This window comes from Roseateles sp. DAIF2 (genome assembly GCF_015624425.1).
Taxonomy (GTDB): domain Bacteria; phylum Pseudomonadota; class Gammaproteobacteria; order Burkholderiales; family Burkholderiaceae_C; genus Kinneretia.
Genome location: NZ_CP049919.1, coordinates 1,321,970 through 1,344,296, shown reverse-complemented (window position 1 = coordinate 1,344,296; position 22,327 = coordinate 1,321,970). Strand labels below are relative to the sequence as shown.

Genomic DNA, 22,327 nt, shown 5'->3' with positions numbered 1-22,327 from the left:
ACGATGAAAAAGGTGTACATCAAGACCTTCGGCTGCCAGATGAACGAGTACGACTCGGACAAGATGGCCGATGTGCTCGGCGCCGCCGAGGGCTACGAGAAGACCGAGGACCCGGAGCAGGCCGACCTGATCCTGTTCAACACCTGCTCGGTGCGCGAGAAGGCGCAGGAGAAAGTGTTCAGCGACCTGGGCCGGGTCAAGCATCTGAAAGAGAAAGGCGTGATGATCGGCGTCGGCGGCTGCGTGGCCAGCCAGGAAGGCGCGGCCATCATCGAACGCGCGCCCTATGTGGACGTGGTGTTCGGCCCGCAGACCCTGCACCGCCTGCCCAAGATGCTGGAGGCGCGCCAGGCCCTGCGCCGCCCGCAGGTCGACATCTCCTTCCCCGAGATCGAGAAGTTCGACAACCTGCCGCCGGCCAAGGTCGAGGGTGCGTCGGCCTTCGTCTCGATCATGGAAGGCTGCTCCAAGTACTGCAGCTACTGCGTCGTGCCCTACACGCGCGGCGAGGAGATGTCGCGCCCCTTCGAGGATGTGCTGACCGAGATCGCCGGCTTGGCCGACCAGGGCGTGATGGAGATCAACCTGCTGGGCCAGAACGTCAATGCCTACCGCGGCAAGATGGGCAATACCAGCGAGCATGCCGACCTGGCCCTGCTGCTGGAATACGCGGCCGAGATCCCCGGCATCGAGCGCCTGCGCTTCACCACCAGCCACCCCAACGAGTTCAGCCCGCGCCTGATCGAGACCTATGGCAAGGTGCCCCAGTTGGTGAACCACCTGCACCTGCCGGTGCAGCATGGCAGCGACCGCATCCTGATGGCGATGAAGCGCGGCTACACCGCGCTGGAGTTTAAGAGCATCGTGCGCAAGCTGCGCGCGATCCGGCCGGACATCCGCATCGCCAGCGACTTCATCGTCGGCTTCCCCGGCGAGACCGAGGAGGATCATGCCAAGCTGATGAAGCTGGTGCGCGATGTCGGCTTCGACGCGTCCTTCAGCTTCATCTTCAGCCCGCGCCCCGGCACGCCGGCCGCGAACCTGGAGGACCTGACCCCGCACGAGGCCAAGGTCAAGCGCCTGCAGGAGCTGCAGGCCGAGATCGAAGCCAACGCGGTGCGCATCAGCGAGACCATGGTCGGCACGACCCAGCGCATCTTGGTCACCGGCAATGCCCGCAAGGATCCGAGCGAGCTGATGGGCCGCACCGAGTGCAACCGCATCGTCAACTTCAAGGGCGCGCCGCGCCTGATGAACCAGCTGATCGACGTCACGATCACCCAGGCCTTCGCGCATTCACTGCGCGCCGAGGTGGTGGTGAACGAGAGCGTCAGCGCCTGATCGTCAACGCTTCAAGCTGAGCAGCCATTGCGGCAGCGCAATGGCGATGATCATCAATCCATAGCCAGCCATCTTGCCGTCCCGGCCCAGCAGGGCCAGGGCGGCCAAGAGGCCCAGCGAGCCGCCGACCCCGCCCCACAGCGCCAGCCCGCGCCAGGGCTTGGCTTTCAGCTCCGTGCGCCACAGCAGCTTGAGCCCGGCCGCCATCAGCGCGGCCACCACCCAGGCCGGGGCGAAGAAATTGCACAGATGCCAGAGGAAATCCAGGGCGCTCAAGATCGATGGGACTCGGTGGGTTCGTCGGGGCGTGCGCGGTTTTTCTTGATGCGCATCAATCGCATGTGCGGGGAATGACGGCCCCGGCTGCACGCGAACAAGACACAAATTTTATAATTCCTTCATGAGCGTCTTCGCCCTCGGCCTGAACCACAACTCCGCGCCCCTGGATCTGCGCGGCCGTTTTGCGTTCTCGCTGGAGCAGCTGGCGCCCACCCTGCTGGGTTTTCGCGAGCAGCTGCAGGGCCCCCGCAAGGCCGGCCCCGAGGCCGCGCTGATCTCCACCTGCAACCGCACCGAGCTCTATGTCGCCGGCCATGCCGAGATGGTGCGCCCGGCGGTCGACTGGCTGGCCCGGGTCGGCGGGGTCGGCAGCAGCGCCCTGCTGGACCATGCCTATGTGATGGAGGACAGCGCCGCAGCGCGCCATGCCTTCCGCGTCGCCAGCGGGCTGGATTCGATGGTGCTGGGCGAGCCGCAGATCCTCGGCCAGATGAAGCAGGCCGTGCGCGAGGCCGACCAGGCCGGCACGCTCGGCACCACCCTGCACCAGCTGTTCCAGCGCAGCTTCTCGGTGGCCAAGGAGGTGCGCAGCTCGACCGAGATCGGCTCGCATTCGATCAGCATGGCCGCCGCCTCGGTGCGCCTGGCCTCGCAGCTGTTCGAGGACCTCAGCAAGATCAAGGTGTTGTTCATCGGCGCCGGCGAGATGATCGAGCTGGTCTCCACCCATTTCGCCGCCAAGACGCCGCGCCACATGGCCATCGCCAACCGCACCTTGGAGCGCGGCGAGAAGCTGGCCGGCCGCCTGTCGGCCGAGGCGGTGCGCCTGGCCGACCTGCCGCAGCGCCTGCATGAATTCGACGCGGTGATTTCCTGCACCGCCTCCAGCCTGCCGCTGATCGGCCTGGGCGCCGTCGAGCGCGCGCTGAAGGCGCGCAAGCACCGCCCGATGTTCATGGTCGACCTGGCCGTGCCGCGCGACATCGAGCCCGAGGTCGCGCAGCTGGACGATGTCTATCTCTACACCGTCGACGACCTCTCCACCCTCGTGCGCAGCGCCGGCGAGAAGCGCCAGGCCGCGGTCGAGCAGGCCGAGGCCATCGTCGAGGCCGGCGTGCAGAGCTTTGTGCACTGGCTGGGCCAGCGCCACACGGTGCCACTGATCCAGGCCCTGAACGCGCAGGCCGACGATTGGCGCGCCAACGAGATCGCCCGCGCCCGCAAGCTGCTGGCGCGCGGCGAGGATGTCGAGGCGGTGCTGGACGCGCTGTCGCGCGGCCTGACCCAGAAGATGCTGCATGGCGCGCTGGCCGAGCTGCATGCCAGCGAGGGCGAGCAGCGCATGCAGCTGGCCCAGACCGTCTCGCGCCTGTTCCTGCGCAACAGTTCACGCAACCCGGCCGAGCATTAGCGGCGCTGAAGTCGCCCCGGTCCTGGCTCAGCCTCGCCGGCCCTTCAGCCTGATTGCCGCTATTGCCCCATGAAAGATTCCCTGCGCCAGCAGTTCGAACGCCTGGCCTTCCGCCTGACGGAACTCGACACCATCCTGGCCGACGGCGCCGTCGCCGCCGACATGAAGCGCTACCGCGCGCTGACCAAGGAGCAGGCCGAAGCCAGCGGCCTGGTCGGCAACTACCGTCGCTACCAGCAGCGCGAGGCGGATCTCGCCGCCGCGCGCGAGCTGCTCGACGATCCCGACATGGCCGAGATGGCGCGCGAGGAGATCGCCGCCGCCGAGGCCGACATCGCCCGCCTGCACGAGGAGCTGCAGCTGGCCCTGATCCCCAAGGACCCGGACGACGAACGCCCGGCCTTCCTGGAAATCCGCGCCGGCACCGGCGGCGACGAATCGGCCCTGTTCGCCGGCGACCTGGCGCGCATGTACCTGCGCTTCGCCGAGCGCCAGGGCTGGAAGAGCGAGATCCTGTCGGAGAACGCCTCCGACCTGGGCGGCTACAAGGAACTGGTCGTGCGCCTGGACGGCGATGGCGTCTACGGGCGCCTGAAGTTCGAGTCCGGCGGTCACCGCGTGCAGCGCGTGCCGGCGACCGAGAGCCAGGGCCGCATCCACACCAGCGCCTGCACGGTCGCGGTGATGCCCGAGCCCGACGAGGCCGAGGAGATCCAGCTGAACCCGGCCGAGCTGCGGATCGACACCTTCCGCGCCAGTGGTGCCGGCGGCCAGCACGTCAACAAGACCGACAGCGCGATCCGCATCACCCATCTGCCCACGGGTCTCGTGGCCGAATGCCAGGACGACCGCAGCCAGCACCGCAACAAGGCCAAGGCCATGGCCGTGCTGGCCGCGCGCCTGCGCGACAAGGACAAGAACGAGCGCGCCGCCAAGGAGGCCGCCCAGCGCAAGAGCCTGATCGGCAGCGGCGACCGCAGCGATCGCATCCGCACCTACAACTTCCCGCAGGGGCGCCTCACCGACCACCGCATCAACCTGACGCTCTACAAGCTGGACCAGATCATGAACGGCGATCTGGACGATGTGCTGGCCGGCCTGCAGTCGGCCCAGGCCGCCGAGCAGTTGGCCGGCCTGGAAGGCCGCTGATGAACGTCGCCCAGGCGCTGGCCGAGGCGCGCGCGCGCGGCCTGGACCGGCTGGAGGGCCAGCTGCTGCTGGGCGCGCTGCTGAATGTCGAACGCGGCTGGCTAATCAGCCACGACGATGCCAAGCTGACGGCCGAGCAGGCTGCGCGCTTCGCCGACTGGCTGGCGCAGCGCCTGCAGGATGTGCCGCTGGCCTATCTGGTCGGCAGCAAGGAATTCCACGGCCTCACGCTGCGGGTCGATGCCCATACCCTGGTGCCGCGGCCCGATACCGAGGTGCTGGTCGACTGGGCGCTGGAGCTGCTGCCCGGCCTGGGCGCGGCACCTCGCGCGGTGGACCTGGGCACCGGCAGCGGCGCGATCGCGCTGGCGATCAAGCATCGTTTTGCGGCGGCCACGGTCAGCGCCGTCGACCTGAGCCCCGGCGCGCTGGCGATGGCCCAGGCCAATGCCCGGCGGCTGGCGCTGGACGTCGAATTCCTGGCCGGCGACTGGTGGCAGCCGCTGGCCGGCCGGCGCTTCGAGCTGATCGTCAGCAACCCACCCTATATCGCCGGCGACGACCCGCACCTGCCGGCGCTGCGTCACGAGCCGCGCTCGGCGCTGACGCCCGAGGGCGATGGGCTGGCCGCGCTGCGCATCCTGGTCGAGGGCGCGCCGGCGCATCTGGCGAGCGGCGGCTGGCTGCTGCTGGAGCATGGCTATGACCAGGCCGGGGCGGTCACCGCCCTGCTGAGCGCCCGGGGCTTCACCGAGGTCGCCAACCGCCGCGACCTGGGCGAGCAGCCGCGCGTCAGCGGCGGCCGCTGGCCGGGCGGCCCGGCTGCCTAAAAAGCCACATCTGCCCCCCGAATCTCGCCCAGTTTCACTCCCACGGCCCGCGCCGGCGGAGGTAGTATGGGTCGCATCCGGGTCCGCGGTCGCGGCCCGGGCCGCCGCTCATCAGGAGGTTGCCATGCGTACCGCAGCTCGGGTTCCGCTCTCCTCTCTCAGCACTCGCCGCAACCTCGGCGCCCTGATGCTGTTGAGCCTGCTGGCGGGCGGCCTGTACCAGCAAGCACGGGCCGAGGGCCTGCAGCTGGCGCCGCTGGAAACCAAGTCGCTGCGCTGGCAGACGCGCGTGCAGCTGAGCAGCTTGGACGACCGCAGCGGCGGCCACAGCCTGCTGAGCGCCAATCTGCTGGGCGACTATTACCTGACCAGCTCGGCCCCGAACGCCAACTTCCAGGGAGGGCTGCGCACCACCGGCGGCCTGCTGGTCGGCTCCGCGGCCATGACCGAAAGTAGCGGCGGCCTGGCCTTGCGCCCGCCGACCAGCCGCGGCCTGGCGATCGGCCAGCGCCATCTCAGCAGCTTCGGCCCCACCCTGCCGGCCACCGATGGCGGGCTCAGCACCCGGCCCTATCTGGGCATCGGCTACACCGGCCAGTCCCTGCGCGGAGGCTGGGGCTTCAGCGCCGACCTCGGCCTGGTCAAGTCCGGCAGCCGCGACGAGCTGCGCCTGGGTCGCGGCCCGCAAGGCGCGCAGAGCCTGGAGGAGCTGCTGCTCGACATGCGCTTTCGCCCGGTGCTGCAGCTGGGCCTGAACTACAGCTTCTGAGCCCGCGCAAAGCCCCGGCGCGACGCGCCGCCCGGCCCTGGCCGATAATCGCGGCATGGGCGCCGGGCGAACGGTGCCGCGATCAATCCATGGGGTACAGACAATGAGCGACAACGTCCAGCAACGCATCGACGACCTGGTCAAGAGCAACCGGGTGGTCCTGTTCATGAAGGGCACGGCCCAGTTCCCGATGTGCGGCTTCTCCGGCCGCGCGATCCAGATCCTGAAGGCCTGCGGCGTCTCCGACCTGAAGACCTTCAATGTGCTGGAAGACGAGGCGGTGCGCCAGGGCATCAAGGACTACGCCAACTGGCCGACGATCCCGCAGCTCTACATCAACGGCGAATTCGTCGGCGGCTCGGACATCATGATGGAGATGTACCAGGCCGGCGAGCTGCAGCAAGTGCTCGCCGCTTGATGGCACGGGCCGAGCGCCGGGCCGCTCCCAAGCCGGCCCGCATCCCCTCGGGGGATCGTTCAAGGTACTCCTTGAACGAGGGGCTCCAATGACTCAGCGACTCGTCGTGGGCATCACCGGCGCGACCGGTGCGGCCTACGGCCTGCGCCTGCTGCGCCGCGGCCGCGAGCTGGGGCTGGAGACGCACCTGATCGTCACGCCGGCCGGCGTGCTGAACGTGCACCATGAGCTGGGCCTGAGCCGCCAGGCGCTGGAGGCCGAGGCCAGCTTCAGCCATGCGCCCGGCGATGTCGGCGCCTGCGTGGCCAGCGGCAGCTTTGCCACCGCCGCGATGGTGGTGGCGCCCTGCTCGATGAAGAGCCTGGCCGCGATTGCCCATGGTTTCGGCGACAACCTGCTGACGCGCGCCGCCGACGTCACGCTGAAGGAACGGCGCCGCCTGATCCTGATGGTGCGCGAGACGCCCTTCAACCTGGCGCATCTGCGCAATATGACTGCCGTGACCGAGATGGGCGGCATCGTGTTCCCGCCGCTGCCGGCCTTCTATCACCACCCGAAGAGCATCGAGGAGCTGGTGAACGAGAGCGCCGAGCGGGTGCTGGAGCTGGCCGGCGTGGCCGGCGCCGCGCCGCAGGCCTGGAACGGCCTGCGGCCCTGATCAGGCCTCGCCGGGCATCAGCCAGCGCTTCCTGGCGCCGAACACCAGGTTCGGATACTCGGCCTTGCCGCGGCTGCCGTTGTAGCGGCCCAGGGCCAGGAACAGGTCGCCCTTCTCGCGGTCGAGGTAGTGGCGCAGGATCACGCAGCCGAAGCGCAGGTTGGTCTGCATGTGGAACAGGTGCGAGGCATTGCCGTCGCCGATCACGCGGGCCCAGAAGGGCATCACCTGCATATAGCCGCGCGCGCCGGCCACGCTGATCGCGTACTTGCGAAAGCCGCTCTCGACCTGGATCAGGCCCAGCACCAGGCTCGGCTCCAGGCCCGCGCGCCGGCTCTCGTACCAGACGGTCTCGAGGAACTCGATGCGGGTCTGCGCCTCCGACAGACGCTTCTTCAGCCGCTCGCTCATCTCGCCCAGCCAGCGCAGATAGGCCAGGCGTTCCTCGACCTGGTTAAAGCGCGGCTTGGGCGGCGCGCTGTTGGCGACGGCCGAGGACAGGGCCGAGCGCACGGCATCGGCCAGCGGTTCCTCGACCTGGGCACCGGCCTGCGCGTCGCGCAGCGGCGACAGCGCCGTCAGCGCGGCTGCCGAGATCAGCAGGCCACGCCGCCTCAAAGCTTCAGCTTGCCCTTCAGATGGGACACGACCTCGGCCAGGGCCAGCTTGGTGGCCTCGGCATCGCGGCGGCCCTGGTACTCGACCTGGCCTTCCTTCAGGCCGCGGTCCGACAGCACGACGCGATGCGGCGCGCCGATCAGCTCCCAATCGGCGAACATCGCGCCGGGGCGCTCGCCGCGGTCGTCCAGCAGCACGTCGACGCCCAGCGCCTGCAGCTCTTCGTACAGCTTCACGGCGGCGGCCTTGACCTCCTCGCTGCGGTCCATGCCGATCGGGCAGACCACGACGGTGAAGGGCGCGATCGCGTCCGGCCAGATGATGCCGCGCTCGTCATGGTTCTGCTCGATCGCCGCGCCCAGGATGCGGGTCACGCCGATGCCGTAGCAGCCCATCTCCATCGGCTTGGGCTTGCCGGTCTCGTCCAGGAAATTGGCGTTCATCGCGGCCGAATACTTGGTGCCGAGATAGAACACATGGCCGACCTCGATGCCGCGCTGGATCGCCAGCACGCCCTTGCCGTCCGGCGAGGGGTCGCCGGCGACGACGTTGCGGATGTCGGCCACCAGATCGGGCTCGGGCAGGTCGCGGCCCCAGTTGGCGCCGGTGTAGTGGAAGTCGGCCTCGTTGGCGCCGCAGACGAAGTCGGCCATATTGGCCACGGTGCGGTCGGCGATGACCTTGACCGGCTTCTTCAGGCCGATCGGGCCCAGGTAGCCGGGCTTGCTGCCGAAGTGATCCTCGATCTCGGCCACGGTCGCGAAGCGGAAGCCGGCCTTCAGACCCTCGACCTTGCCGGCCTTGACCTCGTTCAGGTCGTGATCGCCGCGCAGCAGCAGCAGCCAGACCTGGCTCTTGGCGATGTCGCCGGTCTCGTTCAGCTCGTCGGTGGCCAGCACCAGGGACTTGACGGTCTGCGCCAGCGGCAGCTTCAGCAGCTCGGCCACATCGGCGCAGGTGCTCTTGCCCGGCGTCGGCGTCTTGGTCAGCGCCTGCGCAGGCGCGGCGCGGGCGGCCAGCAGGGCCACGGCCTCGGCCAGCTCGATATTGGCCGCGAAGTCGCTGGTGGGGCAGTAGATGATCGCGTCCTCGCCGGTGTCCGCGATCACCTGGAACTCGTGCGAGCGGTCGCCGCCGATCGCGCCGGTGTCGGCCGCGACGGCGCGGTACTCCAGGCCCAGGCGGTCGAAGATCTTGCAGTAGGCCGCGTACATGTTCTCGTAGCTGCGGCCCGCGCTCTCGACGTCGCGGTCGAAGGAGTAGGCATCCTTCATCGTGAACTCGCGGCCGCGCATGATGCCGAAGCGCGGACGGCGCTCGTCGCGGAACTTGGTCTGGATGTGATAGAAATTCTTCGGCAGCTGCTTGTAGCTGCGCAGTTCCTGGCGCGCGATGTCGGTCACCACCTCTTCCGAGGTCGGCTGGATGATGAAGTCGCGCTCATGGCGGTCCTTCACGCGCAGCAGCTCGGGGCCCATCTTGTCGAAGCGGCCGGTTTCCTGCCACAGCTCGGCCGGCTGAACGACGGGCATCAAGAGCTCGACGGCGCCGGCGCGGTTCATCTCCTCGCGGATGATGTTCTCCACCTTGCGGATCACGCGCAGGCCCATCGGCATGTAGTTGTAGATGCCGGCGCCCAGGCGCTTGATCATGCCGGCACGCATCATCAGCTTGTGGCTGACCACTTCGGCGTCGGCGGGGGCTTCTTTCAGCGTGGAGATGAAGAACTGGGAGGCTTTCATGGCGCGAGCAGCAAGGCCTGACCGGGGGCCAAGCACAGAGAGGAAAGGTGAGGGTTAGCGAGGGTAATGCCCGGAGGGCGCCCCGATGCAATAATCGATCTAACTATAGATTTGGGGTTGATTATGCTCGACCGTGAAGGCTTCCGGCCCAACGTCGGCATCATCCTGCTCAACCACAGGAACGAGGTGTTCTGGGGCAAACGCATCCGGACCCATTCCTGGCAGTTCCCGCAAGGGGGCATCAAACATGGCGAGACGCCCGAGCAGGCGATGTTTCGTGAGCTCCACGAAGAGGTGGGGCTGCACGCGGATCAGGTGCGCATCATTGCGCGCACGCGCGACTGGTTGCGCTACGAGGTGCCCGAGCACTTCATCCGGCGCGATGCGCGCGGGCACTACAAGGGACAGAAGCAGATCTGGTTCCTGCTGCAGCTGACCGGGCGCGACTGCGACATGAATCTGCGCGCCACCGACCACCCGGAGTTCGACGCCTGGCGCTGGAACGAGTACTGGGTGCCGCTGGAGGCGGTGATCGAGTTCAAGCGCGGCGTCTACCAGATGGCGCTGACCGAGCTGGCCCGCTACCTGCCGCGCATCAACCATCACAACCGCTATCTGCGCGCCGGCATGCGGCCGCAGCACCGCGAGCCGCGGCCGGCGCCGGACTGCGGCGAGGCGCTGCCGCAGCCGGCACCGGAGGCAGGGGACACGAAGTAAGCGAGCCCGCAGCCACCAGGTTATGGCTTCGGCTCACATCGCTGACGCGATATGAGCCTGCGCCGCAATCTCGCGCTCGTTACACGAGCACGAGATTGTCTCTGTGGATCAACTCCGGCTCGGCCGCATAACCGAGCACCAGCTCGAACTGGTTCGAGGCCTTGCGCGCGATCAGGCGCGCCTCGGCGCTGCCATAGTTGGTCAGGCCGCGCGCCAGCTCGCGCCCCGCGGCATCGCGCACCGCGATCACATCGCCGCGATGGAACTCGCCCTGCACCTCGGTGACGCCGATCGGCAGCAGGCTCTTGCCCTCGTCGCGCAGCTTGACGGCGGCACCGGCATCGACGATCACCGCGCCGCGCAGCTGCAGATGATCGACCATCCACTGCTTGCGCGCCGCCTGCTTCTGGGTGCTTGCAATCAGGGCCGTGCCGATCGCCTCGCCGCCGGCCAGGCGCAGCAGCACATCGGGCTCACGGCCCCAGGCGATCACGGTGCTGGCACCGGAACCCGCGGCGCGCTTGGCGGCCAGGATCTTGGTGATCATGCCGCCGCGGCCCAGCGATGAACCGGCGCCGCCCGCCATCTGCTCCAGCTCGGGCGTGCCGGCCACCGCGACGTCGATGAAGCGCGCGTTCGGATCCTTGCGCGGATCGGCCGAGTACAGGCCCTTCTGATCGGTCAGGATCACCAGCGCATCGGCCTCAACCAGGTTCGCGACCAGCGCGCCCAGGGTGTCGTTGTCGCCGAACTTGATCTCGTCGTTGACGACCGTGTCGTTCTCGTTGATCACCGGCAGCACACGGTGCTGCAGCAGGGTCAGCAGGGTCGAGCGCGCGTTCAGGTAGCGCTCGCGATCGGCCAGGTCGGCATGGGTCAAGAGCACCTGGGCGCTGCCCATGCCCTGCTCGCTGAGCTTGCTCTCGTACATCTGGGCCAGGCCCATCTGGCCGACCGCGGCGGCGGCCTGCAGCTCATGCACTTCCTTGGGTCGCGTGGCCCAGCCCAGGCGCTTCATGCCTTCGGCGATCGCACCGCTGGACACCATCACCAGCTCGCGGCCCTGGCCGGCCAGCGCGGCCAGTTGGCGGCACCAGTTGCCGATCGCCTCGGCATCGACGCCGCGGCCCTCGTTGGTGACCAGGCTGGAACCCACCTTGACGACGATGCGGCGCGCGTCCTTCAGCGGCGACGACGAGCCGGCACTCATGCCTGTTCGCCGTCCGCCGATTCAAAGCGCACGTCGGGCTCGACATGGTGCACCTGGAAGGCCGCCACATGCTCGTAGATCGCATGGATCAATGGCTGGCAGCCCTCGCGGGTCAGGGCCGAGATCTCGAACACCGGGCCCTTCCACTTGTAGCGCTTGACGAAGTCCTTGACGCGCTTGGCGCGCTCGTCCTCGGGCACCATGTCCAGCTTGTTCAGCACCAGCCAGCGCGGCTTGTCGTGCAGCGATTCGTCGTACTTCTTCAGCTCGTTGACGATGGCCTTGGCCTCGGCAACCGGATCGACCTCGGGATCGAAGGGCGCCAGGTCGACCACATGCAGCAACAGGCGGGTGCGCTGCAGATGGCGCAGGAACTGGTGGCCCAGACCGGCGCCTTCCGAGGCGCCCTCGATCAGGCCGGGAATGTCGGCGACGACGAAGCTCTTCTCCGGACCGACACGCACCACGCCCAGGTTCGGATGCAGGGTCGTGAACGGGTAGTCGGCGATCTTGGGCTTGGCGTTCGAGACCGCGGTGATCAGGGTGGACTTGCCGGCATTGGGTTGGCCCAGCAGGCCGACATCGGCCAGCACGCGCAGTTCCAGCTTGAGCTTCTTGGCCTCGCCGGGCCAGCCGGGCGTCTTCTGGCGCGGCGCGCGGTTGGTGCTGGTCTTGAAATGCAGATTGCCAAAGCCGCCATCGCCACCCTTGGCCAGCAGCACCTTCTCGCCCGGCTCGATCAGCTCGGCGATCACGGTGTCGGTTTCCAGGTCCTTGACGATGGTGCCGACCGGCATGCGCAGCACGATATCGTCCGCCGCGGCGCCATACTGATCCGAGCCGCGCCCGGCCTCGCCGTTGCGGGCCTCGTGGCGGCGCGCATAGCGGTAGTCGATCAGCGTGTTCAGGTTCAGGTCGCCGACCGCCCAGACGCTGCCGCCGCGGCCACCATCGCCGCCGTCCGGTCCACCGAAGGGGATGAACTTTTCACGGCGAAAGCTCGCACAGCCGGCACCACCATTGCCGGCCACGATGTCGATGGTGGCTTCGTCTACGAACTTCATGTTTTTGCGCCTTGAGGGGCCCAGATGTTAAGGCAGCCTTGAAACGCAAAAGCCCCGGCGGGCCGGGGCTTCTGTGGCTGGCGGGCGGCTGCAGCCCTCCGCCAGCATAACGCGCGGTGACTTAGACCGGCGTGACGATGACCGTCGAACGGTTGGCCTCGCCCTTGACGGCGAAGGACACCGTGCCGTCGATCAGCGCGAACAGGGTGTGGTCCTTGCCCATGCCGACATTGGTGCCGGCGTGGAACTTGGTACCGCGCTGACGCACGATGATCGAACCGGCCGAGATGGTCTGGCCGCCGTAAACCTTCACGCCCAGCATTTTGGGCTTGGAGTCGCGGCCGTTCCGTGTGGAACCGCCGCCCTTTTTCTGTGCCATGGATTAGCTCCTTGAACTGTTGGCGAAGAAGAAAGCCGGATTAACCGTTGACCGCGCTGATTTCCAACTCGGTGTAGGTCTGGCGATGGCCCTGGCTCTTCTTGTAGTGCTTGCGACGACGCAGCTTGAAGATGCGCACCTTGTCGTGCTTGCCTTGTGCCACAACAGTGGCTTTGACGCTTGCGCCAGCAACCAAGGGAGTGCCAACCTTGAGCTCCGCGCCGTTACCCACGGCGAGAACTTGGTCGATCACGATCTCTTGGCCAACATCCGCAGCAATCTGTTCTACCTTGATCTTTTCGCCAGCAGCAACCTTGTATTGCTTGCCGCCGGTTTTTATGACCGCGTACATATCAGCCCTTTCAATAAAACCACCTCCGCCGACTCTGCCCGGCAAAGGCACTACTCCAGCGCAAAAAGCGCAGAGCCCGAAAGTATAGCACCCTCTCGGGAAAACACCAAGAGCCCCGGCGAACACCGCGCGGCGGGCCCGCGCCCTCTTCCTATAATCCCGGCTTCGCCCGAACAAGGCCCGAAAGAGAGTTGAGAGTGCACGCAGCATCCGCATCCCCCATCGCCGAGGTCCAAGCCCTGCTGGACGCCGAGATGCGCGAGGTCGATGCCGTGATCGCGCGGCGCCTGAGCTCCGATGTCGCCCTGATCGACCAGATCGCCGGCTACATCGTGCATGCCGGCGGCAAGCGCATCCGGCCCAAGCTGGTGCTGCTGTTCGCCAACGCGCTGGGCTTCCAGCGGGCCGAACGCTTCGAGCTGGCCGCGGTGGTCGAGTTCATCCACACTGCCACCCTGCTGCACGACGATGTGGTCGACGAGTCCTCGCTGCGCCGCGGCAAGCCGACCGCCAATGCGCTGTTCGGCAACGCGGCCAGCGTGCTGGTCGGCGACTTCCTCTATTCCCGCGCCTTCCAGATGATGGTGTCGGTCAACCGCATGCGCGTGCTGGAGGTACTGGCCGAGGCGACCAATGTGATCGCCGAGGGCGAGGTGCTGCAGCTGATGAACATGCACGACCCCGACATCGCGGTCGAGCAGTACCTGCGCGTGATCCGCTACAAGACCGCCAAGCTGTTCGAGGCCAGCGCCCGGCTCGGCGCGGTGCTGGCCGATGCCAGCCCCGAGGTCGAGGAGGCCTGCGCCGGCTACGGCCGCGCGCTGGGCACCGCCTTCCAACTGATCGACGATGCGCTCGACTACAGCGGCGACACCAGCGCGCTGGGCAAGAACGTCGGCGACGATCTGCGCGAGGGCAAACCGACGCTGCCGCTCTTGGTCGCGATGGAGCGCGGCAGCCCGGCCGAACGCGAGCTGATCCGCCATGCGATCGAGCAGGGCGAGGTGCAGGGCCTGGCCGAGATCGTCAAGATCGTGCGCAAGACCGGCGCGCTGGATGCCACCCGCGAGGCCGCGCGCGCCGAGGCGGATCGGGCGCGCGAATGTTTAAATGCATTACCCCCTTCCCTCTGGCGAGAAGCTCTGCTAGAATTTTGCGTTCAGTCAGTTGATCGCTCTTTCTAGCGCCAGACGACAGACCAGCAAACGCTTGAAGACCTGCCTTCAAGAGGGTTCGCAAATCGGGGTGTAGCTTAGCCTGGTAGAGCGCTACGTTCGGGACGTAGAGGCCGGAGGTTCGAATCCTCTCACCCCGACCAGATTCATTGGATGACCGACTACCCGGTCATCGCCGAGAAGCCCCGCATGCCGGGGCTTTTTTGCGTCGATACACGGCCAATCCATCAATCGGGCGCCAGCGCGCCCAGCATGCGCCGCAGCGCGGCCGAATGGCGCCGCACCGATTCCCAGCCGGCGATGTCGGCGCGGTACACATAGCGCGGCGTCCGTTCCTGCGCCAGCTCGTTGCGCAGCGCCGCCAGCATCCGCGCCCCCTCCTCGTCGCGCCCCAAGCCACGCAGCGCCACCGCCCTCACGATCTGCGCGGACTCGCACCAGGCCGCCCGAGCCAAGGCCGCGTCGGCCTTGTCGAGCGCCAGCGCATGCCGCCCATCCCGCAGCGCCAGCCAGCCCTCCAGCGCCAGCAGCTGCGGCTCGGTGGCACGCAGGGTACGCGCCTCGGCCAGTTGCACCCGCGCCGCCTCGACGCGCCCCGCCAGCATCAGGTCACGCACCAGGTCCAGGCGCAGCGCCAGGATGCCGGTGCGCAGCCGCAGCGCCCGCTCGTAGACGACAAAGGCCTCATCCCAGCGCGACGCCAAGGCCAACGCGGCCGCCCGTCCCCAGAGCGCCTCGGGGCTGTCGCCCTGCTGCGCCAGCGCGCGGTCGAAGATCTGCAGCGCCGCCTCGGCCCGGCCCTGGTGCAGGGCGTAGCCACCCAAGGCCAGATCCACCTCGAAGCCATCCTCGGCGCGCAGCGCCTCCCGGCCGGCCGCCAGCCGCGTCACCAGCGGTGCCAGCGCCCGGCCCCCGTGCCACAAGGCATCGGCCGCGGCGACGCGCAGCGCGCCGCTGTCGGGATGGCGCGCCAAGGCCCGCGCCGCCAGGGGCTCGACCGTGCCGGCCTGCCCGCGCAGCGCGAGCCCATACAGGTTCGCGCCCAGCACCTGCTCGTCCTCCGGCGCCAGACCCAACGCCCGCGTCAGCAAGGCTTGTCCAGCCTCCAGCTCGCCGGCCTCGAGATGCCGCTGCCCACCGTTGACCAGCGCCACCGGCAGGCTGGCCGCCACATCCTGGGCCGCGAAGTGGCGCAGCACCAGGGCCTGCAAGGCCGGATCGTGCGCGACCAGGCGCTCGCGCACGATCTCGCGATGGTCAAAACGATCGCGGCGCGGCGAGTCCAGCGAGTTCGCGCCCTCGGCAAAATACTCCCAGACCGAGCCGCCGGCATAGCGCGACAAAAAGGCCTCGCCGGTCCTGGCATCGCGCTCCTTGGCCTGGCGGTACAACTCCTGGATCTCACGCTTGTGCGCCGCGGTCATCACGCCATGCACCTGATGCGTCAGCTCATGCAGTACCGTGTTGTAGCGTCCGAACACGGAGCGCTCGACATCTTCGATGCCGGTCACCGTCATATGGCCGCCAACGCCGCGCACGTCGTCCCACAGGCGCGAGTCGTAATCGATGCGGGCATCGCGCAGCGCCGCCGCGCCGGGCGTCTCGGACAGGCGCAGATAGAGCGGCTTGATGTAGTGCGTCGCCCCGCCTGCGACCAGGATCGGCACATAGGCCTTCCAGGGCGCGATCGACAGCGCGACCCGCTTGCGATGGCGCGCCGACAGCGAGCGCCAGTTCAGGACATAGCGCTCGATCTGCGGCACCTCGGGCATCGGCGTGGCGGCAAAGCGGCGCTCATGCGCCGCGCGATGCACATCCACCGCCAGCCGCTCCGACTCGGCCACCTTGGCCAGCACCGCATGCGCGCGACCATAGCCGGGGCAGGCCCGCAGCGCGGCCCGTGCGCCCTGCCGCGCCAGGTCCAGCCGGCCGCGCTCGAAGGCATCGGAGGCGCGTCGCGTCGCGTGCGCAGCCCGCTCGAAGCCGGCGTCGCCGCAATCCCGGGCCAGCTCGCTGTAGTTGCGGCGCGTGTAGCCGTTGCCGAGCTGGTAGTTGGCGGCCTCGTGATCGGGATTCAGGCGGATCGCCTCCTCAAGAGCGGCAACGGCCTCGTTGGTGCGGCCCAGCCGGACCAGGATCTCGGACTGGGTCACCAGCACATCGGCCGTGGCGGCCTCGCGCCGCGCGGCCTCCAGCTGCCGCAGCGCACCCTCGTAGTCGCGCCGCTGATGCGCCAGCAAGCCCAGACCGCGCAGGGCTGGTGCTCGATGTGCGGCCGAGTCGGCCTCGCGCAATGCTCGCTCGAACAATTGCCCCGCCCGCTCGAAGTCCCGCCCTTCCAGCGCCAGCCGCCCTGCGGCGAGCAGATCAACGGCCGCCGACCCGGTGGCGCTGCGGCGCTCCACCTCGGCCAGGTCGTCGACCGCAAACAGCCAGTCGTAGATCAGCGCACGTTCGGCGGCATCGGGCCGAGCCTTGGCCAGCAGCGGTCGCATCAGCGGCGCCGCTTGGCGGAACTGCTGCGCCTCCAGCAAGTCCCGCGCCGTGCGCGGCGCGGGTTCGGCCTCGACGGCACCGGCCGCCAGCAGCCCCAGGGAAAACCAGAATCCGGACATGCGCGTTTTCTTCATGCCGACATCTTCGCCCGGCACCTGGTCGTTGCCCATCCGGCACGGCCACGATGCCGGAAAACATCAGTTGCAACTGCCTGACTCATGAATCGTGAGCTCTAGCACGCTTGGCGGGGTATTTCGGGACACGGCTCGGTTTACAGTGTGAAATCCTTGGGCCATGATGATTCGCTGCACCGCTGGCGACATGCCGCCCGGTCCTTGCGCAGAATCGTCCGATGAACGTGGATACCACCCTGGTCGAGCCGCCCCATTCCGCCCTGTCCGGCGTCGCCCGCGTGCTGGTGCATGCCGGCAAGCTGCAGGCCAAGACCGCCGAGGATCTGGTGCGTCAGGCGCGCGAGAAGAAGACCACCTTCGTCGCCGCGGTGATGGCGGCCAATGCGGTCTCGGCCACCGAGCTGGCGCATACCCTGTCCGCAGCGTTGGCGTTGCCGCTGCTGGACCTCAACGCGATGGACGCGCAGCGCCTGCCGACCAATATCATCGACAGCAAGCTCGCGCTGCAGTATCAGGTGATCGCGCTGGGCCGGCGCGGCAACCGCCTCTTCATCGGCGGCGCAGACCCGACCGACCAGGAGGTGGTGGAGCGCATCAAGTTCGCCACCCAGCTGGCGCCCGAATGGGTCATCGTCGAGTACGACAAGCTGGTCAAGCAGTTGCAGGGCAGCAGCGCCAGCGCGGCCGAGGCGCTGGAATCGATCGCCGGCGGCGACTTCGATTTCGACATCGCCGAGGAAGACACCACTCCTGAGCAGGAGGCGGCCGAGATCGCCGATGTGGAAGACGCGCCGGTGGTGCGCTTCCTGCAGAAGATGCTGGTGGATGCGATCAATATGCGCGCCTCGGACCTGCACTTCGAGCCCTACGAGTACCATTACCGGGTGCGCTTCCGCGTCGATGGCGAGCTGCGCGAGATCACGCAGCCACCCATTGCGATCAAGGACAAGCTGTCCTCGCGCATCAAGGTGATCTCGCGCCTGGACATCGCCGAGCGCCGCGTGCCACAGGACGGCCGCATGAAGCTGAAGTTCGGCGCCAAGGCGATCGACTTCCGCGTCAGCACCCTGCCGACCCTGTTCGGCGAGAAGATCGTGATCCGGATCCTGGACCCCTCCTCGGCCAAGCTGGGCATCGAGGCGCTGGGCTACGAGAAGATCGAGAAAGACCGCCTGCTCGCCTGCATCCACCGCCCCTACGGCATGATCCTGGTGACCGGTCCGACCGGCTCGGGCAAGACGGTGTCGCTCTACACCTGCCTGAACATCCTGAACCAGCCGGGCGTCAACATCTCCACCGTCGAGGACCCGGCAGAAATCAACCTGCCGGGCATCAACCAGGTCAATGTCAACGACAAGGCCGGCCTGACCTTCTCGGCCGCGCTGAAGTCCTTCCTGCGCCAGGATCCGGACATCATCATGGTCGGCGAGATCCGCGACCTGGAGACGGCCGACATCGCGATCAAGGCCGCCCAGACCGGCCATATGGTGATGTCGACCCTGCACACCAACGACGCGCCGACCACGCTGACCCGCCTGCTGAACATGGGCGTCGCACCCTTCAACATTGCGTCCAGCGTGCTGCTGATCACCGCCCAGCGGCTGGCACGGCGCCTGTGCGAACACTGCAAGGCGCCGGCCGACTATCCACATGACGCTTTGCTGCGCGCCGGCTATGCCGAGGAGGAGCTGGACGGCAGCTGGAAGCCCTACCGTGCCGTCGGCTGCTCAAGTTGCAACAACGGGTATCGAGGACGTGTCGGTCTTTACCAAGTGATGCCGGTCACGGAGGCGATTCAACGCATCATCCTGTCCGAGGGAACGGCCATGGACATCGCCGAGCAGGCGCGCAGCGAAGGCGTGCGCGATCTGCGGCAATCCGGGCTGGTCAAGGTCAGGGCCGGCGTCACGACACTGGAAGAAGTGCTGGCGGCCACCAACGAATAACGCGATATGGGACGGGGCCGCCCCGCTGGAGGTGATATGGCAACAGGCGCAATAGCCAAGAACGTCAAGGACTTTGTCTTCGAATGGGAAGGCAAGGACCGCAATGGCAAGACCGTGCGCGGCGAGCTCCGCGCGGGCGGCGAGGCCATGGTCAGCGCCACCCTGCGCCGCCAGGGCATCCTGGTCAGCAAGGTCAAGAAGCGCCGCAACACCGGCGGCAAGGCCATCAAGCAGAAGGACATCGCGGTCTTCACCCGCCAGCTCGCGACGATGATGCGCGCCGGCGTGCCGCTGCTGCAATCTTTCGACATCGTCGCGCGTGGCAGCACCAACCCGCGCCTGACCCGGCTGCTGAACGACATCCGCCAGGACGTCGAGACCGGCACCAGCCTGTCGGCCTCCTTCCGCAAGCATCCGATGTACTTCGACGCGCTGTACTGCAATCTGGTTGAAGCCGGCGAAGCGGGCGGCATCCTGGAAGCGCTGCTGGACCGCCTGGCGATTTACCAGGAGAAGACGGTCGCGCTCAAGAACAAGATCAAATCCGCCCTGACCTACCCGATCGCGGTGCTATCCGTGGCCTTCATCGTCGTGGCCGTGATCATGATCTTCGTCGTGCCGGCCTTCAAGGACGTGTTCCAGTCCTTTGGTGCCGACCTGCCGGCACCTACCCTGGCCGTGATCGCGATGTCGGAATTCTTCGTCAGCTACTGGTGGGCCATCTTCGGTTTCATCGGTGGCGGCCTCTATTTCTTCATCCAGTCCTGGAAGCGCTCGGAGTCGATGCAAAAGCGCATGGACCGGTTGCTGCTGAAGATCCCCGTTTTCGGCGACCTGCTCTACAAGTCCGCGGTCGCGCGCTGGACCCGCACCCTGTCGACGATGTTCGCCGCCGGCGTGCCCTTGGTCGAGGCCCTGGACTCGGTCGGCGGGGCGTCGGGCAATGCGGTGTTCGTCGAGGCGACCGAGAAGATCCAGCGCGATGTTTCGACCGGCGCGGCCCTGACCACCTCGATGCAGGCCACCGCCATCTTTCCCACGATGGTGCTGCAGATGGCCTCGATCGGTGAGGAATCCGGCTCGCTGGACCATATGCTGTCCAAGGCCGCCGAGTTCTACGAGGACGAAGTGGACGAGGCGGTCAAGGCCCTGTCCAGCCTGATGGAACCCTTCATCATCGTGATCCTCGGTACCGTGATCGGTGGCATCGTCGTCGCGATGTACATGCCGATCTTCAAGCTCGGCCAGGTGGTCTGAACCCGCTGCTCTCTCTTCATGATCCAAGACTACGAATGGCTGCTCTCGCCCTGGGGCCTGGGCGTGCTGGGCCTGTGCATCGGCAGCTTCCTGAATGTGGCGGTGCACCGCCTGCCGCTGATGCTGGAACGCCAATGGCGGCTTGAGGCCTGTGCCCAGTTGGGCGACGGTGCCGACCTGCAGAAGGCCGGCTTCGCCAAGGCCCAGGCCGACCGGCTGGCCGCGGACGCCGAGGCCTTTCACGACCATCTGGAGCGGCAGCCCGCGCTGGGCATCGCCCGGCCGCGCTCGCGCTGCCCGCATTGCGGCCATGCGATCGCCTGGCACGAGAACCTGCCGCTGATCGGCTGGCTGCGCCTGGGTGGCCGCTGCGCCGGCTGCAAGGCGCGCATCTCGATCCGTTATCCGCTGGTGGAACTGGGGACCGGCGCGCTGTTCGCCGCGCTCGGCTGGCGCTTCGGCGCCCAGCCGCTCGCGTTGCTGTGGTGCGGCTTCGGCGCCACGCTGCTGGCTCTCGCCCTGATCGACTGGGACACCACCCTGCTGCCCGATTCGATCAACCAGCCCCTGCTGTGGGCCGGCCTGATCGCGGCGCTGGCGGGCTGGACCCTGCCGCTGGACAAGGCGCTGATCGGCGCGCTGGTCGGCTATCTCTCGCTGTGGTCGGTCTACTGGTTGTTCAAGCTGGCCACCGGCAAGGAGGGCATGGGCTACGGCGACTTCAAGCTGCTGGCCGCGCTGGGTGCCTGGCTGGGCTGGCAGATGGTGCTGCCCATCGTGCTGGGCGCCTCGCTGATTGGCGCCATCGTCGGCATCGCGATGAAGCTCAACAGCGCGCTGCGCGAGGGCCGCTACGTGCCCTTCGGCCCCTTCCTGGCCGGCGGCGGCCTGGTGGTGCTGTTCGCCGGCTCCGAGCGCGTGCTGGGCTGGCTGGGCTGGGCCTGACGGTGCCGCTGCGCATCGGCCTGAGCGGCGGCATCGGCAGCGGCAAGAGCACGGTGGCCGCGCTGCTGGCCGAGGCCGGCGCGGCCGTGATCGACACCGATGCGATCTCGCGCGCGCTCACCGCCGCCGCCGGTGCCGCGCTGCCGGCCATCGAAGCCGCCTTCGGCCCCGCGGTGATCGCCGCCGATGGCGCGCTGGACCGCGTCCGCATGCGCGAGCTGGTGTTCGCCGACCCGCCGACCCTGCAGCGACTCGAGGCCATCCTGCATCCAATGATCGGCGCGGAGACCGACCGGCTGGCGCAGGCAGCGGCCGACCGGGCGTTGATCGTGTTCGACGTGCCGCTGCTGGTCGAATCGGGCCGCTGGCGCGCCCGCGTCGACCGCGTGCTGATCGTCGACTGCGCGGCCGAGACCCAGATCGCGCGCGTGATGGCGCGCTCCGGCTGGACCCGCGAGGCGGTCGAGGCCGTGCTGCGCAAGCAGGCCACGCGCGCGCAACGCCGCGCCGCGGCCGATGCGCTGATCCACAATGACGGACTTGATCTCGACGCCTTGCGCCGTCTCGTGCTGGCCCTGGCCGCGCGCTGGGGCTAAGACCTACACGGGGCCGCATCGGCTTGTGAAACAATCGGGGTCAGACGCGGCTCTGTCAGCCGACACACAAGGAATGGCCCCCTTGGTCCTCTACGAATATCCGTTCAACGAAAGCATCCGCACGATGCTGCGCCTGGAGCATCTGTTCGACCGACTCGGTCAGCTGATGGCGCGCGAAACCCCGCTGGACCACCATTTCGCCCTGGTCACGATCTTCGAGATCATGGACGTGGCCTCGCGCGCCGACCTGAAGTCCGATCTGCTGAAGGAGCTGGAGCGCCACAAGGCCCAGCTCAACAGCTATCGCGGCAACCCGGCGATCGCCGAGGAGGCGCTGGACGAGGTGATCCGCCGCATCGACCATGCCTTCAACGGGCTGAACCAGCTCAATGGCAAGGCCGGCCATGCGCTGACCGCCAACGAATGGTTGATGAGCATCCGCAGCCGCATCAGCATCCCGGGCGGCACCTGCGAGTTCGACCTGCCGGCTTACTACAGCTGGCAGCAGCTGCTGCCGGTGCGCCGCCGCAACGACCTGATGAGCTGGGCCCAGACCCTGATGCCGATGGCCGAGGCGCTGCAGGTGCTCTTGAGCCTGCTGCGCGACTCGGGCGCGCCGCACAAGGTGGCAGCCCAGAGCGGCCAGTTCCAGCAGAGCCTGGCCGCCGGCAAGACCTATCAGCTGTTGCGCATGCGCCTGGACCCCAGCCTGGGCCTGATCCCGGAGATCAGCGGCCACCGGCTGATGGTCTCGATCCGGCTGATGCGCCAGGACGAGGAAGGCCGCCTCAAACCCGCCCAGCAAGATGCCAGCTTCGAGCTGACCCTGTGCGCCTGACGA

The 22,327-nt window shown here is 67.9% G+C and carries 22 protein-coding genes and 1 tRNA gene; 15 read left to right on the top strand and 8 right to left on the bottom strand.

Annotated elements, in window-relative coordinates; translation table 11 throughout:
- The first annotated feature begins 3 nt into the window (after positions 1-3).
- Complete coding sequence (gene miaB, locus G8A07_RS06295) at positions 4-1,341, top strand: tRNA (N6-isopentenyl adenosine(37)-C2)-methylthiotransferase MiaB (protein WP_195796219.1); 1,338 nt, start codon at positions 4-6, stop codon at positions 1,339-1,341.
- 3 nt (positions 1,342-1,344) lie between these two features.
- Here the strand turns inward: miaB and G8A07_RS06290 are convergent, their stop codons facing one another.
- A complete protein-coding gene (locus tag G8A07_RS06290) occupies positions 1,345-1,617 on the bottom strand; it encodes a hypothetical protein (protein WP_195796218.1) in 273 nt (90 codons plus the stop codon).
- A gap of 124 nt (positions 1,618-1,741) precedes the next feature.
- On the opposite strand from G8A07_RS06290, the gene hemA reads away from it, so the two are divergent.
- From hemA to G8A07_RS06260, 6 genes are all read left to right on the top strand, one after another.
- Complete coding sequence (hemA, locus tag G8A07_RS06285; protein WP_195796217.1) at positions 1,742-3,031, top strand: glutamyl-tRNA reductase; 1,290 nt, start codon at positions 1,742-1,744, stop codon at positions 3,029-3,031.
- A gap of 69 nt (positions 3,032-3,100) precedes the next feature.
- Positions 3,101-4,180 (top strand): peptide chain release factor 1, encoded by a 1,080-nt coding sequence (gene prfA, locus G8A07_RS06280; protein ID WP_195796216.1) that lies wholly within the window; start codon positions 3,101-3,103, stop codon positions 4,178-4,180.
- Positions 4,180-5,010, top strand: coding sequence for a peptide chain release factor N(5)-glutamine methyltransferase (gene prmC, locus G8A07_RS06275; protein WP_195796215.1), 831 nt, complete (start codon positions 4,180-4,182; stop codon positions 5,008-5,010). The genes prfA and prmC overlap by 1 nt, the downstream gene beginning before the upstream one ends.
- Before the next feature lie 124 nt (positions 5,011-5,134).
- Positions 5,135-5,779, top strand: coding sequence for a hypothetical protein (locus G8A07_RS06270; RefSeq protein WP_195796214.1), 645 nt, complete (start codon positions 5,135-5,137; stop codon positions 5,777-5,779).
- A gap of 103 nt (positions 5,780-5,882) precedes the next feature.
- Positions 5,883-6,197: a Grx4 family monothiol glutaredoxin gene (grxD, locus tag G8A07_RS06265; RefSeq protein WP_195796213.1), complete on the top strand. Its 315-nt coding sequence runs from the start codon at positions 5,883-5,885 to the stop codon at positions 6,195-6,197.
- An 88-nt stretch (positions 6,198-6,285) separates the two neighbouring features.
- Positions 6,286-6,855 (top strand): UbiX family flavin prenyltransferase, encoded by a 570-nt coding sequence (locus G8A07_RS06260; protein ID WP_195796212.1) that lies wholly within the window; start codon positions 6,286-6,288, stop codon positions 6,853-6,855.
- Here G8A07_RS06260 and G8A07_RS06255 read toward each other — a convergent pair whose 3' ends face one another.
- Entirely contained in the window at positions 6,856-7,473 is a 618-nt protein-coding gene (locus G8A07_RS06255; protein ID WP_195796211.1) for a lytic transglycosylase domain-containing protein, read from the bottom strand.
- Positions 7,470-9,215: a proline--tRNA ligase gene (locus G8A07_RS06250; protein WP_195796210.1), complete on the bottom strand. Its 1,746-nt coding sequence runs from the start codon at positions 9,213-9,215 to the stop codon at positions 7,470-7,472. Before G8A07_RS06250 ends, G8A07_RS06255 begins: the two co-directional genes overlap by 4 nt.
- 123 nt (positions 9,216-9,338) lie before the next feature.
- On the opposite strand from G8A07_RS06250, the gene G8A07_RS06245 reads away from it, so the two are divergent.
- Entirely contained in the window at positions 9,339-9,932 is a 594-nt protein-coding gene (locus G8A07_RS06245) for an RNA pyrophosphohydrolase (protein ID WP_195796209.1), read from the top strand.
- 79 nt (positions 9,933-10,011) lie between these two features.
- On the opposite strand, the gene proB is transcribed toward G8A07_RS06245, so the two are convergent.
- The 4 genes from proB to rplU all read right to left on the bottom strand — a co-directional run bounded on the left by proB (position 10,012) and on the right by rplU (position 12,937).
- On the bottom strand, positions 10,012-11,142 hold the full coding sequence (gene proB / locus G8A07_RS06240) for a glutamate 5-kinase (protein WP_195796208.1): 1,131 nt from the start codon (positions 11,140-11,142) through the stop codon (positions 10,012-10,014).
- On the bottom strand, positions 11,139-12,206 hold the full coding sequence (gene cgtA, locus G8A07_RS06235; RefSeq protein ID WP_195796207.1) for an Obg family GTPase CgtA: 1,068 nt from the start codon (positions 12,204-12,206) through the stop codon (positions 11,139-11,141). Before cgtA ends, proB begins: the two co-directional genes overlap by 4 nt.
- 121 nt (positions 12,207-12,327) lie before the next feature.
- A complete protein-coding gene (gene rpmA, locus G8A07_RS06230; protein WP_195796206.1) occupies positions 12,328-12,585 on the bottom strand; it encodes a 50S ribosomal protein L27 in 258 nt (85 codons plus the stop codon).
- Positions 12,586-12,625: 40 nt separating this feature from the next.
- Positions 12,626-12,937 (bottom strand): 50S ribosomal protein L21, encoded by a 312-nt coding sequence (gene rplU, locus G8A07_RS06225; RefSeq protein WP_195797624.1) that lies wholly within the window; start codon positions 12,935-12,937, stop codon positions 12,626-12,628.
- A 197-nt stretch (positions 12,938-13,134) separates the two neighbouring features.
- Here rplU and ispB point away from each other — a divergent pair, with 197 nt between their 5' ends.
- Together ispB and G8A07_RS06215 are read left to right on the top strand one after the other, a co-directional pair.
- A complete protein-coding gene (gene ispB, locus G8A07_RS06220) occupies positions 13,135-14,121 on the top strand; it encodes an octaprenyl diphosphate synthase (protein ID WP_371816435.1) in 987 nt (328 codons plus the stop codon).
- Positions 14,122-14,178: 57 nt separating this feature from the next.
- Positions 14,179-14,255: transfer RNA gene (locus G8A07_RS06215), tRNA-Pro, on the top strand.
- 84 nt (positions 14,256-14,339) lie between these two features.
- Here G8A07_RS06215 and G8A07_RS06210 read toward each other — a convergent pair.
- Positions 14,340-16,727, bottom strand: a complete 2,388-nt coding sequence (locus tag G8A07_RS06210) for a tetratricopeptide repeat protein (protein WP_195796205.1) — start codon at positions 16,725-16,727, stop codon at positions 14,340-14,342.
- Between the two features lie 233 nt (positions 16,728-16,960).
- On the opposite strand from G8A07_RS06210, the gene pilB reads away from it, so the two are divergent.
- The 5 genes from pilB to zapD all read left to right on the top strand — a co-directional run bounded on the left by pilB (position 16,961) and on the right by zapD (position 22,324).
- Positions 16,961-18,688: a type IV-A pilus assembly ATPase PilB gene (gene pilB / locus G8A07_RS06205; protein ID WP_195796204.1), complete on the top strand. Its 1,728-nt coding sequence runs from the start codon at positions 16,961-16,963 to the stop codon at positions 18,686-18,688.
- Between the two features lie 36 nt (positions 18,689-18,724).
- Positions 18,725-19,945: a type II secretion system F family protein gene (locus G8A07_RS06200; RefSeq protein WP_195796203.1), complete on the top strand. Its 1,221-nt coding sequence runs from the start codon at positions 18,725-18,727 to the stop codon at positions 19,943-19,945.
- An 18-nt stretch (positions 19,946-19,963) separates the two neighbouring features.
- Positions 19,964-20,890 carry an A24 family peptidase gene (locus G8A07_RS06195; protein WP_195796202.1) on the top strand — a complete coding sequence of 309 codons (927 nt, stop codon included), beginning with the start codon at positions 19,964-19,966 and terminating at the stop codon, positions 20,888-20,890.
- Between the two features lie 2 nt (positions 20,891-20,892).
- Positions 20,893-21,486, top strand: coding sequence for a dephospho-CoA kinase (coaE, locus tag G8A07_RS06190; RefSeq protein WP_249937244.1), 594 nt, complete (start codon positions 20,893-20,895; stop codon positions 21,484-21,486).
- Between the two features lie 82 nt (positions 21,487-21,568).
- Entirely contained in the window at positions 21,569-22,324 is a 756-nt protein-coding gene (gene zapD, locus G8A07_RS06185) for a cell division protein ZapD (protein ID WP_195797621.1), read from the top strand.
- Positions 22,325-22,327 lie beyond the last annotated feature (3 nt).